This is a genomic window from Yersinia sp. LJYL362 (assembly GCF_048323875.1).
Genome location: NZ_JBLWEX010000182.1, coordinates 1 through 13,892 on the forward strand (window position 1 = coordinate 1; position 13,892 = coordinate 13,892).

Consider the following 13,892-nt stretch of genomic DNA (forward strand, 5'->3'; position numbering starts at 1 on the left):
GCCGGATTTTCACGCCCGCACTGGAGGCGCTATATAACCTATCTACCAGGCCTTTATCCACTAAATTATTTATCTTCAGGGTAATGCCGGCGCTTTCTCCCGCCTGAGCATGAATAATTTCCTGATCAATCAATTGATACAACATCAAGCGTGAGTTCTGTGGTGACACCATCAGATTATCGAACTTGACCGGGCGGTAAGGGTTTTCAATAAAGTTAAATACCCGTCGCACTTCATTGGTAATACGCGCATCAGCCGTCAGCAAAGAATAGTCGGTATAAATACGAGCTGTTTTCTCGTTAAAGTTACCGGTGCCAATATGAGCATAACGCACGATCTCCTCGCCTTCGAGCCGAGAGATTAAGAATAATTTGGCATGAATTTTCAGCCCCGGCGCGGAGAAAATAACGTGCACACCCGCGGCAGTCAGACTTTTGGCCCAATGAATATTGGCTTCTTCATCGAAACGCGCCTGTAATTCCACCACCACCGTCACTTTTTTACCATTATGAGCGGCGTGGATCATTGATTCGATAATGCGTGAATCTTTGGCAACGCGGTAAATATTGATTTTAATGGCCAAAACGCTGGGGTCGAATGATGCCTGACGCAGCAATTCCAATACGTGTTCGAAGGTGTGATAAGGGTAATACAGCAGCACATCCTGTTCGCGAATGGCATCAAAACCATTGCGGAATTTATCAAACCAAATATGGCGCAGACGCGGCAAGGGTTTGTTAACCAGATTGCTTTTCCCCACATTCGGGAAGCTGATAAAGTCTTTGAAATTATGGTAACGGCCACCGGCAATGACGGAATCATCGTTAGAGATACCCAGTTTATTGCGAAGTAACTCCACCATTTCATCAGGCATATCGCGTTGATAAACAAAACGTACTGGCTCAGCGGTCAGGCGCTGTTTTAGGCTCGACGACATCAATTCCAGCAGGCTGGATTCCATTTCAGTGACCAAATCATATTCTGCATCGCGGGTCATCTTCATGGAATAGGCATTCAGCGCATCATAATCAAAGAAGCCTTTAAAAATCTCATCGAGACAATACCTAAGAATATTATCAAGTAATATCATTGGCTTGCGACGACGAGGAGCTTCCGGTGGTAAATTAACGAAGCGTGGTACTTTGTCTGAAGGTATTTCTAACAGCGCATAGGCTATTTCCTGACCACGGATAATTTCCACTGCCAGATAGGTGTAATCATCTTTTAAGAATTGCACCAAATTAGTGTCGTGGTTAATCAGAATCGGCGTGATGTGCTGGCGCAGATGCTGTTTGAAATATAGCTTTAACCAGATTTGCTGATTCTCGGAAATTTGCCGCTCATTAATCAGGAAGATTTGATTACGCGCCATTTCCAGCAATAGATCGTTATAAAGCCCGTCAAATTCTTGATCAGCTTTCACCACTTTACTTTGGATTTTTTTCAGCAAATGGCGAGAGGTGACGGCTGAGCCTTGCTCCTCGCTAATTAAAATGCGCCGTTTCAGATCGGCGAAACGGACTTTATAAAATTCGTCGAGATTATTGGAGTAAATGCCAAGAAATCGCATCCGCTCGATAAGTGGATTGCTCTTATCCGCCGCTTCCTGCAATACCCGTTCATTAAAAGATAACCAACTGAGTTCTTTTTCGGTGTAGAGCTTTTCCTGACCCATTGCAACTCCAGTAAGATTATTGTGGGAGTATTTAGTGTCCTCAATCATTATTGCGAAAGATTGACAAGAAAGTCCAACAGATATCACGAGTTAACGTTGTTGGTTAAAAACTCCTACATTGTCATGCAAACGCCACAAAACTGACATAAGATGCTCGGTCATCTGGCGGTATATCTATTATAGATAGGCGCTGGCTTGATAACATAGGCGAGATATAGCGTAAGGGCATGGGGCAAGCAAAGATTATGCAGCAAGCGGGCGTAGTAACACTATCAGGGAGAGATAAGCGCCGGGCTGTCATTGAACGTCTGGTGCGTATGTTGGTGACGGGCAGTGGCCTGTTGGTTCTGCTGACCTTAATGCTAATTTTCGTCTATTTATTGTACGCCGTTCTGCCCCTATTTAAGCCCGCATCCATCAATTTGCATCATCAGTTTGCCGTGAATCGTAGTGCGCCGACGCTTGCTATGGGAGCTGATGCCCAAGGGCTGGTAGGGTATCGCATTGATGATAAAGGCAGAGGCTATTTCATTCGGCTGGATAAGCAGGGTGAATCTCCCGCTGGAAGCCTTATCAGTGAGCACCCGCTATCGCCCCCACCGCTATCAATCAGTCGTGCTGCGGGGGCACAATCTTTATATGGCATTGGCCTGAGCAATGGTCGTTTTATTCTGCTGCAACCCGATTTTTCAGCAACACCGCCTCGCTGGCAATTTCCACTGGGTGAGCAGCCGCGTTTTCTGGATTTGACCGGCCAAAACCTGAGTCATTTGGTGTTGGCTGAACCGCAACCCCAACATTTTTCTATTGCCGCTACTACCGCAGATGGTCGTCTGATGGCCGGGATGTTTACTGCTCAAGGGCAGCAGGTCACCGAACTGACGGATGTCCCCAAGACCATTGACCAACTGTTATTGTCACCCGACGGGCACCTGCTCTATCTGTTATCCGGCCATCAGGTGTATATCTACCAATTTGGCGCTGAACTGACATTACGAGAAGTGGTTTCATTGCAAGATGACAAGCACCCGTCGGAAGGGCCATTGCACCTTTCTTTATTAGCAGGGGGAAAGTCACTGCTGGTTCAATCGCCGGACGGTGCTGTCACACAATGGTTTGATGTACCTAAAGGGCCAGACAACCAATATCATTTGACGCGAATTCGCAGCTTTACGCCCGCAGGTAAGGGCTTACTAACCACTGAAAACACACGGCGGGTGTTTGCTTCACTATCCCCTCAAGGCGAGCTATCACTGTTCTCGAGTATCCAGTCAGAACCACTATTACAGCATAAACTGGTGGCGGGAATGACTCATGCCGCATTCTCCCCTTGGGGCGATAACTTGCTGGTCGAGAATGCTGCCGGTTGGACTACCTATCAATTAGACAATCGCTACCCTGACATCAATTGGCGCAGCCTATGGCAGCGGGTGTGGTATGAGAATTACCCCGAACCGGCCTATGTTTGGCAATCAAGTTCTGCACAAGAGAGCTATCAAGCCAAATTTAGTCTGATACCGATAATATTCGGTACCTTAAAAGCAGCAGGCTATGCCATGTTATTCGCTGTACCTCTGGCATTGGCTGGTGCCATTTATACGGCTTATTTTATGTCGGCGGGCCTAAGGCGAATAGTTAAACCGACGATTGAGATGATGGGTGCCTTTCCGACGGTGGTGATTGGTTTGATTGCCGGTATTTGGCTGGCGCCGGTTATCGAACAGTACTTGACCGGTATTTTATTGTTGCCCCCCTTGCTGGCATTAATGATTTTATTATGTGGCTGGGGTAGCGCTCGATTGGCGGCAAAAACGCCACGCCAGTTGCCTGCGGGCTGGGATGTCATTATTTTGCTGCCGGTCATTTTATTGACTGGCTGGCTGGCACTTTGGTTGGGGCCAAAACTGGCGATAGCGGTGTTGGGAGTGCCGTTGCATGAATGGTTGGGTGATAATTATGACCAGCGCAATGCCTTAGTAGTGGGGGTTGCCATGGGCTTTGCCCTGATCCCAGTCATTTTCTCGCTGGCCGAAGATGCACTATTTAGCGTGCCGCCATCACTGAGTCAGGGCTCTCTGGCGCTGGGGGCGACCCCGTGGCAAACCCTAATTCGCGTGGTACTGCCTTCAGCTTATGCCGGTATTTTTTCCGCATTAATGATTGGTTTTGGCCGCGCAGTAGGGGAAACCATGATTGTGCTGATGGCGACCGGCAATACACCGATTATCGATGGCAGCATTTTCCAGGGGTTACGGGCGATGGCCGCTAATATTGCCATTGAAATGCCGGAGGCGGTGATGGGCAGTGGCCATTACCGGGTACTGTTCTTGACGGCATTAGTGTTGTTTTGTTTCACATTTTTAGTCAATACACTCGCTGAGTCCATTCGCTTGCGGTTACGTGAACGCTATCAAATGGAGCAGATTGTCTGATGATTGGCTTCACTAAAAAATGGTTTGCTTCCGGTTCGCCGTGGATCTGGCTGACGGCTGGGGCGGTGAGTATCAGCTTGCTGGCCTTGCTGGGTGTGGTTTTATTGTTGGCGGGGCAGGGGATGCGCTATTTTTGGCCCAGTCCGGTTTACGTTTTTGAACTCAAACAAACCGCCGCCGGCCCTGTCCGGGTGATTGGTGAAATTTATCAGCAGCAGTCTATCCCACGCGAACAACTAGAGCAGGCAGGTATTATGTTACCGCCTGAAGCGGGTGAAACTGTGACCCGTTATCTGATTAAGACGGGTAATCGTGAGATACAAGGGCAAGATTTTCATCGCTTGCTGGACACTGATATTCAACAACGCAGCCAGCCCAAAGATTTATTGGTGTTAGACCGCCACATTAATGGTACGGCATACGGATTTCTGGCTGGAATGCTGGATAACGGTCAGCCGGTGGTGGGCGATAATTTAGCTCAGGAACTGCAAAAACGTATTCCGGTGATACAAGCGCTGGTCAGGCAGTCCAAAGATATTCAGTTCCGTCAGATGAACATGCTGAATCAACAGTTCGAAGCATTGCGGCTACAGAAAAAACGCCTGCAAATGAGCGGTAATTTTGATGGCAAAGCGCAAGACCGCATTGAAGCCGAGTGGGGCGAACTCCAGCGCAGCCATCAGGCGATGATGGAGAAATTACGCGGCTTACAAAGCGACCAAAGCCGTTACACTCTGCTGTTGCGCGATATGAATGGGCAAGTTCATCCACTGCCACTGAGCCAAATCAACCGTGCCTGGTACCCCAATGATATGAGTCTCGGGCAGAAACTACGCCATTTCGCGGTACAAACACATAAGTTTCTGACAGATAACCCGCGCAACGCCAATACTGAAGGTGGGGTGTTCCCGGCTATTTTTGGCACGGTGCTGATGGTGATCCTGATGTCTATTGTGGTCATGCCATTGGGGGTGATTGCCGCGGTTTACTTACATGAATATGCAGGGAAAAACTGGCTGACTCGGATGATTCGTATTTCCGTGGTGAATTTAGCTGGTGTACCGTCCATTGTTTATGGGGTGTTTGGCCTCGGTTTCTTTGTCTATTTTATCGGTGGCTCACTGGATAAACTGTTTTATCCCGAAGCTTTGCCTAACCCGACATTTGGTACGCCGGGCGTGCTATGGGCGGCGTTAACGCTGGCTTTATTGACATTGCCGGTGGTGATTGTTGCTACTGAGGAGGGGTTATCGCGGATTCCGGCCAGCCTGCGGCAGGGGTCATTGGCGCTAGGGGCCAGTAAAGCCGAGACACTGTGGCATATTGTGTTGCCGATGGCTGCCCCGGCGATGATAACCGGGTTGATTTTGGCGGTAGCGCGAGCCGCAGGGGAAACGGCTCCGTTGATGTTGGTGGGGGTGGTGAAATCAGCGCCATTATTGCCAGTAGACGGCGTTTTCCCGTTCCTGCATTTAGAACGTAAATTTATGCATTTAAGCTTCCAGATATACGATATGGCATTCCAGAGCCCCAATGTAGAAGCTGCCCGGCCATTAGTCTTTGCCACCGCGCTACTGCTGGTGATTATTGTGGTAGGTCTTAATTTAGCCGCTATTGGTATTCGCCATCATCTGCGCGAAAAATACCGTGGTTTAATGCTGTGACTGAGCTTTTTAACCCGCAGGATGAGATATGGGACTTTTGATGCCGGATTCGCTGCCACTGTTAGATGTGCAGCAATTGACCCACGAGCAAACTGCATTAGCGGTCGAAAAGCTCAATTTATTTTATGGCGATAAACAGGTGCTGCATGATATTTCCTTTAATGTCCCCAGGCACCGTGTTACTGCGCTAATTGGCCCTTCCGGTTGCGGTAAATCAACCTTGTTGCGCTGTTTTAATCGCATGAATGATTTGCTGGATAACTGCCGCCTTGAGGGCCAGATTCGGCTGGGTAACCAAGTGATTACCGAGAAAACCACCGATGTGGCGGCATTGCGTCGGCGGGTCGGCATGGTCTTCCAGCGGCCGAATCCCTTCCCAAAATCTATTTATGAGAATGTGGTTTATGGCCTGCGTTTGCAGGGGATCCGCGATAGGCGAGTTCTGGATGATGCCGTCGAGCGCTCATTACGCGCTGCTGCCTTGTGGCACGAAGTCAAAGATCGATTGCGTGAAAATGCTTTTCGCCTCTCCAGTGGTCAACAGCAGCGCTTAGTGATAGCCCGGGCTATTGCCATTGAGCCGGAAGTGTTATTGCTCGATGAGCCAACCTCGGCGTTAGATCCTATTTCGACATTAACCATCGAAGAGCTGATTACCGAGTTAAAACAGCAATATACCGTGGTGTTAGTGACCCATAATATGCAGCAGGCGGCCAGGGTTTCAGATTACACCGCATTTATCCATCAAGGCGCGCTGGTGGAATATAACGCTACCGATGCGTTATTTACTTCACCACATCAGCGGCGTACGGAAGACTATATTACCGGGCGCTATGGTTGACCATTGAGTAATAGCGAACCACTTTTCTAAGGTGTTCGCTTTATTTATCAATTGCGATTTAAGTTTATACTTTCATGTGTCGCTCGTTATTTTGGTGACTATTGAATGGAAGCGTTAAGTGAAAGAGCTATTGATAACTCAGCCTGATTTTATGGAGACATTTAGCTGTGTCGGTTCAGCTTGCCGAGAGCACTGCTGCAAAGGCCAGAGTGTCACGCTTGATAGAAATCGTTATCAAAAATATATTAAAAGCCCTTATGCAGATATTAAACGCATTGCCATTAACCAGATTTCCGTTACCCAAGCCAGCCTTGCTTCTTGGGCTAACATCCACCCTGATAACCAAGGGAATTGTCCATTTCTTGATGAACAACAGTTATGTCAAATTCACAAACATGCAGGCCCTAATGCACTGAGTAACAGTTGTGCGACTTACCCCCGCGTCGAGCATATTTATAAGAATCAGAAAATCAAAAGTATGTCGCTTTCTTGTCCAGAAGTGACGCGGAAAGTCTTATTTTCTCCTGAAGCATTAATATTGCGATTTTCGACTATCCATCAATATGATTATTACAAAGCACCAGATATTGTTATTGATGAACGACTGGCTAACCGTGCTTGTGCAGCTATTGTCGCGGCAAGTCAGCAACAAACTATTGAAGAAAGCTTGTGGGCAATAAATAATTTTTTACAGGCATTTCCTGTCAGCTATGATGTTAATAAAAATAAAATGATTGAAATAGATAATCTGAGAACTGAGTTAGCAGCTGAAATAACATCAGGGAAAGCAGTAGAGTCATTAACGACAGTAAATTATGCACCAGCACTTCGCCACGAGCTATTGCATCACTTTGGTGATTTAATTATGCAGTTATCTGATGTTCGGGGGGGGAAGGTTTTGGCCGTTTATGCTAAAACCCTATTGGATAATTCCCCAGATAAAAAGATTGCATCTCCAAATCGTGAACAACCATTAAGTGATGCCTGGCACCAGATTGCATTGCCATTTTTTGCTGAGCATCCGTCAGTATTGCGTAATTATTTTCTATATCGAATTCATCACGACCAATTAGCAATGGGAGAACAGCCAGCACTCGCTACGTTTAATTTACAGGTTATTGATTATTTTTATTTAAAATTATTGATTAGTGCCCATGCAGCTAAATATGGATTTTTAACAGAAGATAACATTATTGATATTTTCTATTCTTATCATGCTTGTCGTGAGTCAACAGATGGCTTAAGTCTGTTGTTTACACAAAAATTGCGAGCATTGGCAACCAGAGAGGATTTTTCTTCCCTATCACTTTTGGTCTAAAATAGTGAATATGATTTAAGTTGGCAATAAGTTGTGTCGCTTGTTATTTATAATTATCGATATAATAGGCTATCTTTAGTGAAAGAGTTACAAATTATTCAACCACAATTTGTGGAGTATTTTAGCTGCGTGGGCTCAGCTTGTCGTGATCATTGCTGCAATGGCTGGGATATCAGCATTGATAAAAATACATACCGAAAATATAAAAACAGCCAAAACCAAGCAATTAGAAATATAGCAATCAAGAATATTTCTGTTACGCGGACTAGCCAGTCGGATTGGGCTAAAATACGCCTCAAAGAAGATGGCAATTGCCCCTATCTGGATGAAGCCCGTTTATGTGAGGTTCATAAGCGGCTGGGGGGCGAAGCACTCAGTAAAACTTGCACAACATATCCTCGTAGTAGTTATTCCTATAAGGGGGAGAAATTCAATACATTGACACTCTCCTGTCCAGAAGTGGCCCGATTAGTCTTATTTGATCCTAATGCATTTAATATGCATGAAGAGACAGTGAAGCAACAACAAAATTTTAATGATATAAAAATTAATACTGAAGGGCGGTTGATTAATTATTATTGCAATCAATTAGTTCTCATTCCTGGCGAAAATGTTGAAGAAAATATTTATGCAATTAATATTTTTATTCATTGCTGCCAAAATATCGATAAGACAGACGCCGATAGAGAAGAGATAATATCAGCACTATATGAGACTATCCGTGACAAGTTAGTCTCGGGGGATATTAAGCAGAAAATGGCAATGATCCCGTTTAATGCTAATGTACGCTGGAATTTTTTAATGATATTTCAACGACGCACTGTCAGTGCTTTAAAAAACCGAGGTCAAAAGACACTCTTTAATTATATGGCTTTTTTGATTCATCATTTGATGAATGAAGTGGATGTTAATCAGTTAGACGCACGTATGGCAATGCTGAGTTCCACCTGGAGTGACAAGGTTATGCCATTACTTAATCAATATCCGCATATTTTACGTAATTTATTTCAGTATTGTTTCTATCACAATCAGTTTGCCATTAAAAAACCTGAGAATATGGGTAAGGATTTTTATGGCTATTCCATTGATTTCTTTATTATCAAATCAGTAATCAGTGCTTTTGTTATCTATAACGGTACTCTGAGTGAAGATGATATTATCAATATCATCTATTCATATAATATCTTTAGAATTCATAACAGCAATTCACAGGATTTGTTGCTGGCGAATATAGATAAGATCAATGAGAGTGATCATATTACTTTACTGGATTTACTGAATTAGATGTTGGGGTCTGGTGACCCCAATATAATCAAATACTCTTTATCGATGGTGTCTTATATTTAGCCAAATATTGCGGCTGGAAAATGCACATGCGGATTACTGTGCGATACTCACCATTGATAAAGAACTCTTGTTTCAATTCACCTTCGATTTCAAAGCCTAATTTTGTATAAATATGAATGGCTTTCTCATTTTCTTTATCCACAATTAAATACAGTTTGTACAGATTCAGGACAGAAAAACCGTATTCCATTGCTAGTCGTGCAGCCGAACCAGCAAAACCTTTACCTTGATGGGCTGGGTCGATAATAATTTGAAACTCAGCGCGGCGGTGAATGTGGTTAATTTCGACTAACTCAACCAGACCCACTTTGGTGCCCTGGCTTTCAATAATAAAGCGGCGCTCGCTCTGATCATGGATATGTTTATCATACAAATCAGACAGTTCGACGAAAGCCTCATAAGGCTCTTCAAACCAATAACGCATAACACTGGCATTGTTATCTAACTGATGGACAAACGGCAGATCATCCCGTTCCAGAGGGCGTAACCGGACGCTGCTAGTGGTTGACATGCTTATTCCTCATATGACGACAGCGGTTGCTGCCCTAAAAATTATACTATTAGCACAAGGGGTAAGCACAGGGGAATTAAAAAAGGCGCTCACCTTAAAATGGCAGCGCCTTTAACCAATATTCATTAACTTGTTTCACTCAGCCGCATAACCTTGTGCGGGTAAGCGTTTATCATCCAGCCAGGCGGCATTATCACGCATTGCCAGACGGCCATCAGTAAACCAGCCGACCACTAACGGATAAATGCTGTGCTCTTGAGTTTGCACTCTCGAAATTATATCCGCTTCGCTATCATCACTAAAGATCGGGACTTTAGCTTGCAGGATGACCGGGCCGCCATCTAATTCTTCTGTGACAAAATGCACTGAGGTACCGTGTTCCTGGTCGCCGTTTTCCAATGCTTGACGATGGGTATGCAAGCCTGGGTATTTCGGCAGCAGCGAGGGATGAATATTCAACATCCGGCCAGCATAATGCTGAACAAATTCCGGGCTGAGAATGCGCATATAACCCGCCAACACCAGCAAATCAGGTTGATACTGATCAATGGCTTGCGCTAATGCTAAATCAAAACTGGCGCGATCAGCATAAGCCTTGGCATCCAGAGCATGATGCGCAATACCCGCCAGCTCAGCTCGCTTTAGCCCATAAGCATCAGGATTATTACTGAAAACAGCACTAATCTCGCCTGAAATACGCCCTTGTTGTTGGGCGTCTATCAGTGCCTGTAAATTACTGCCTTGGCCTGAGACCAATACCACTATCTTTTTCATAATACCCTTCGTACTTGAAGTTGCAGGGTTGTTGACTGCGCGCGTTACTCGGCCCGTCCATGGGCCTCGCCTCTGCGAGGCCGCTGCAAACAGCGTTCAAATCGGTTCCTGACCGATTTGTCACCTGAATCACTTACTTGTGTAAGCTCACCGGGATTCCCTTGCTTGCCGCTTACCTGCAACACCAATTACTTTGGGTAAAACCCTTAGTACTTGAAGTTGCAGTGGAATTATCAATATTACGGATTGATAATGACTTGCTCTGCACCATCAGTCGCCGCAGCGATAACACCGATTTTCCAGGCTTTTTCACCGGATGCGGTTAGCAATTCAACCGCTTTGTCTGCCAGTTCAGCGGGGAGTGCAACAACCATGCCGACGCCGCAGTTAAAGGTACGGTACATTTCGTGGCGGCTGACATTACCCGTCTCTTGCAACCAGCTAAACACCGCGGGCCACTGCCAGCTAGCTTCATCAATCACTGCCTGAGTCCCTTGTGGCAACACGCGTGGGATATTCTCCCAGAAGCCACCACCGGTCAGGTGAGCAATCGCATGAATATCAAGTTGTTCAATCAAGCTAAGAATTGATTTTACGTAGATTTTGGTCGGTTCCAGCAGATGGTCGGCCAGCGATTTGCCATCCAATTGAGTCTGTTCTGGGTTGGTTTGACTGACTTCCAGAATTTTGCGCACCAAAGAGTAGCCGTTAGAGTGCGGGCCGCTAGCCCCTAACGCCACCAGTGCATCACCTGGCGCGACTTTGCTGCCGTCGATAATTTCAGATTTTTCGACCACGCCAACACAGAAACCGGCAACGTCGTAATCTTCACCATGGTACATCCCCGGCATTTCGGCCGTTTCACCCCCGACCAGCGCACAACCTGATTGTTTGCACCCTTCGGCAATCCCGGTAATCACACTGGCAGCAGTATCCACATCCAGTTTACCGGTGGCAAAGTAGTCAAGGAAGAACAGCGGCTCTGCGCCTTGAACCACCAGGTCGTTAACACACATAGCGACTAAATCGATACCGATGGTATCGTGACGTTTCAGGTCCATCGCCAGACGCAGCTTGGTGCCGACGCCGTCGGTGCCTGAAACCAAGATAGGTTCACGGTATTTTTGTGGCAAAGCGCAGAGGGCACCGAAGCCGCCCAATCCACCCATCACTTCTGGGCGACGAGTCTGTTTAACCACACCTTTTATGCGATCAACAAGGTCATTGCCGGCATCAATATCTACACCTGCGTCTTTATAGCTGAGAGAGGTTTTGTTGGTCACTGCGAGGTCCCCACTGCGGTTGGCTGTTTGAGCTTAGGAAGAAAACGCGACAATTCTAACAGCGGAGGCAAACGTTTGCGAGTAGCTTGTGATATCACTCCGATTTTTAGCTTTCTTGACTTAATAATGATTTTCTATTGATCTGAATCAGGCTATTCATTGTGGCGTTCAAAAAAAAAGGCGGTATAATCTCGCGATTTTTTTGGCCGCCAGTCGCCTAACCAGGAGAAAAATAATGAAGATCGTTGAGGTGAAACACCCGCTAGTAAAACATAAACTTGGTTTGATGCGTGAGAATGATATCAGTACGAAGCGTTTTCGCGAGTTAGCGTCTGAAGTGGGGAGTTTGCTGACTTACGTGGCAACCGCCGATCTGGAAACTGAAAAAGTCACCATCGAGGGTTGGAACGGGCCGGTTGAGATTGAACAGATTAAAGGTAAGAAAATTACTGTAGTCCCTATTCTGCGTGCTGGTTTGGGCATGATGGAAGGGGTATTGGAAAATGTACCTAGTGCGCGCATCAGTGTGGTGGGTGTCTATCGTGATGAAGAAACCCTAAAACCTGTCCCTTACTTCCAGAAGCTGGTATCAAATATCGATGAGCGCATGGCGCTGGTGGTTGATCCGATGCTGGCAACCGGTGGTTCGATGATTGCAACCATTGATTTGCTCAAGAAAGCGGGTTGTAAGAGTATAAAGGTACTGGTATTGGTCGCCGCTCCTGAAGGTATCAAAGCGCTGGAAGCCGCTCACCCAGATGTCGAGCTGTACACCGCTTCCATCGATCAAGGCCTGAACGAACACGGCTACATTATCCCTGGATTGGGTGATGCCGGCGATAAGATTTTCGGAACCAAATAATTGATGATAGCCGACTCGATAGTCGGCTTTTTTTTGAATAATTTTTAGCATTCAACACCACAACCTATAACTTTCATTAGAGGATAGAGAAAATGAGCCGTCGCACCATTGGCGTCAGCGAGCGCCCACCGCTGCTCCAGACGATCCCCCTGAGTTTCCAACATTTGTTCGCAATGTTTGGTGCCACTGTTTTAGTTCCTATTCTGTTTAAAATTAACCCGGCGACGGTGCTGCTGTTTAACGGCATCGGAACCTTGCTTTACTTATTCATTTGTAAGGGAAAAATCCCTGCTTATCTGGGTTCCAGTTTTGCCTTTATTTCACCAGTATTGCTATTGCTGCCATTGGGTTACGAAGTCGCCTTGGGCGGTTTTATCATGTGCGGTGTGTTGTTCTGTCTGGTGGCGTTGATTGTAAAAAAAGCCGGTACCGGTTGGTTGAATGTGTTGTTCCCGCCTGCGGCAATGGGGGCGATTGTTGCGGTTATCGGCCTTGAATTGGCTGGCGTGGCTGCGGGAATGGCGGGGCTGTTGCCTGCCGAAGGGGTGACAGTCGATTCCACCACCATCATCATTTCAATGGTGACCTTAGGGGTGACCATTCTGGGGTCAGTGTTATTCCGTGGTTTCTTTGCCATTATCCCTATTCTGATTGGTGTGCTGGTCGGTTATGCCTTGTCATTCGTGATGGGGGTGGTTGATTTGACTCCTATTCGTGAGGCCCACTGGTTTGCCTTGCCGACATTCTATACTCCACGTTTTGAGTGGTTTGCCATTCTGACCATCTTGCCAGCGGCATTGGTGGTGATTGCCGAGCATATTGGGCATTTGGTGGTCACAGCAAATATTGTGAAAAAAGATTTGATTCGTGACCCTGGCCTACACCGTTCGATGTTTGCTAATGGTATTTCGACGGTTATTTCTGGTTTCTTCGGTTCGACACCAAATACCACTTATGGTGAAAATATCGGCGTTATGGCGATCACCCGTGTTTACAGTACCTGGGTTATCGGTGGTGCGGCGATTCTGGCGATTATGCTCTCTTGTATCGGTAAATTGGCTGCTGCAATTCAGGCGGTGCCAGTGCCGGTTATGGGGGGCGTCTCACTGCTGCTGTACGGGGTTATTGCTGCGTCAGGTATTCGCGTGTTGATCGAGTCAAAAGTTGACTATAACAAAGCACAAA

The 13,892-nt window shown here is 46.3% G+C and carries 11 protein-coding genes; 7 read left to right on the forward strand and 4 right to left on the reverse strand.

Features of this window, described 5'->3' with window-relative positions:
* The coding region (gene ppk1 / locus ACNSO8_RS09005; protein ID WP_418394419.1) for a polyphosphate kinase 1 at positions 1–1,675 on the reverse strand (1,675 nt) is incomplete at its 3' end.
* Positions 1,676–1,920: 245 nt separating this feature from the next.
* On the opposite strand from ppk1, the gene ACNSO8_RS09010 reads away from it, so the two are divergent.
* The 5 genes from ACNSO8_RS09010 to fliB (ACNSO8_RS09030) all read left to right on the forward strand — a co-directional run bounded on the left by ACNSO8_RS09010 (position 1,921) and on the right by fliB (ACNSO8_RS09030) (position 9,214).
* Positions 1,921–4,107 carry an ABC transporter permease subunit gene (locus ACNSO8_RS09010; RefSeq protein WP_418394423.1) on the forward strand — a complete coding sequence of 729 codons (2,187 nt, stop codon included), beginning with the start codon at positions 1,921–1,923 and terminating at the stop codon, positions 4,105–4,107.
* Positions 4,107–5,771 carry a phosphate ABC transporter permease PstA gene (gene pstA / locus ACNSO8_RS09015; RefSeq protein WP_046050454.1) on the forward strand — a complete coding sequence of 555 codons (1,665 nt, stop codon included), beginning with the start codon at positions 4,107–4,109 and terminating at the stop codon, positions 5,769–5,771. Before ACNSO8_RS09010 ends, pstA begins: the two co-directional genes overlap by 1 nt.
* A gap of 28 nt (positions 5,772–5,799) precedes the next feature.
* Entirely contained in the window at positions 5,800–6,612 is an 813-nt protein-coding gene (gene pstB, locus ACNSO8_RS09020; RefSeq protein WP_019081782.1) for a phosphate ABC transporter ATP-binding protein PstB, read from the forward strand.
* 118 nt (positions 6,613–6,730) lie between these two features.
* Entirely contained in the window at positions 6,731–7,930 is a 1,200-nt protein-coding gene (gene fliB / locus ACNSO8_RS09025) for a flagellin lysine-N-methylase (protein WP_074007177.1), read from the forward strand.
* Between the two features lie 78 nt (positions 7,931–8,008).
* Positions 8,009–9,214: a flagellin lysine-N-methylase gene (gene fliB, locus ACNSO8_RS09030; RefSeq protein WP_418394420.1), complete on the forward strand. Its 1,206-nt coding sequence runs from the start codon at positions 8,009–8,011 to the stop codon at positions 9,212–9,214.
* A gap of 28 nt (positions 9,215–9,242) precedes the next feature.
* Here fliB (ACNSO8_RS09030) and speG read toward each other — a convergent pair whose 3' ends face one another.
* The 3 genes from speG to purM form a co-directional block, all read right to left on the reverse strand.
* The gene (gene speG / locus ACNSO8_RS09035; protein WP_005162143.1) at positions 9,243–9,788 is read right to left on the reverse strand and encodes a spermidine N1-acetyltransferase; all 546 of its coding nucleotides are present in this window, start codon (positions 9,786–9,788) and stop codon (positions 9,243–9,245) included.
* Between the two features lie 135 nt (positions 9,789–9,923).
* Positions 9,924–10,562, reverse strand: coding sequence for a phosphoribosylglycinamide formyltransferase (gene purN / locus ACNSO8_RS09040; protein ID WP_418394421.1), 639 nt, complete (start codon positions 10,560–10,562; stop codon positions 9,924–9,926).
* Between the two features lie 239 nt (positions 10,563–10,801).
* Positions 10,802–11,845: a phosphoribosylformylglycinamidine cyclo-ligase gene (gene purM / locus ACNSO8_RS09045; protein ID WP_019081779.1), complete on the reverse strand. Its 1,044-nt coding sequence runs from the start codon at positions 11,843–11,845 to the stop codon at positions 10,802–10,804.
* A 235-nt stretch (positions 11,846–12,080) separates the two neighbouring features.
* Between purM and upp the strand changes: the two genes are divergently transcribed.
* A complete protein-coding gene (upp, locus tag ACNSO8_RS09050; RefSeq protein WP_005162121.1) occupies positions 12,081–12,707 on the forward strand; it encodes a uracil phosphoribosyltransferase in 627 nt (208 codons plus the stop codon).
* A 92-nt stretch (positions 12,708–12,799) separates the two neighbouring features.
* Positions 12,800–13,892, forward strand: a 1,093-nt coding sequence (uraA, locus tag ACNSO8_RS09055) for a uracil permease (RefSeq protein ID WP_418394422.1), incomplete at its 3' end; no start/stop codon positions are given.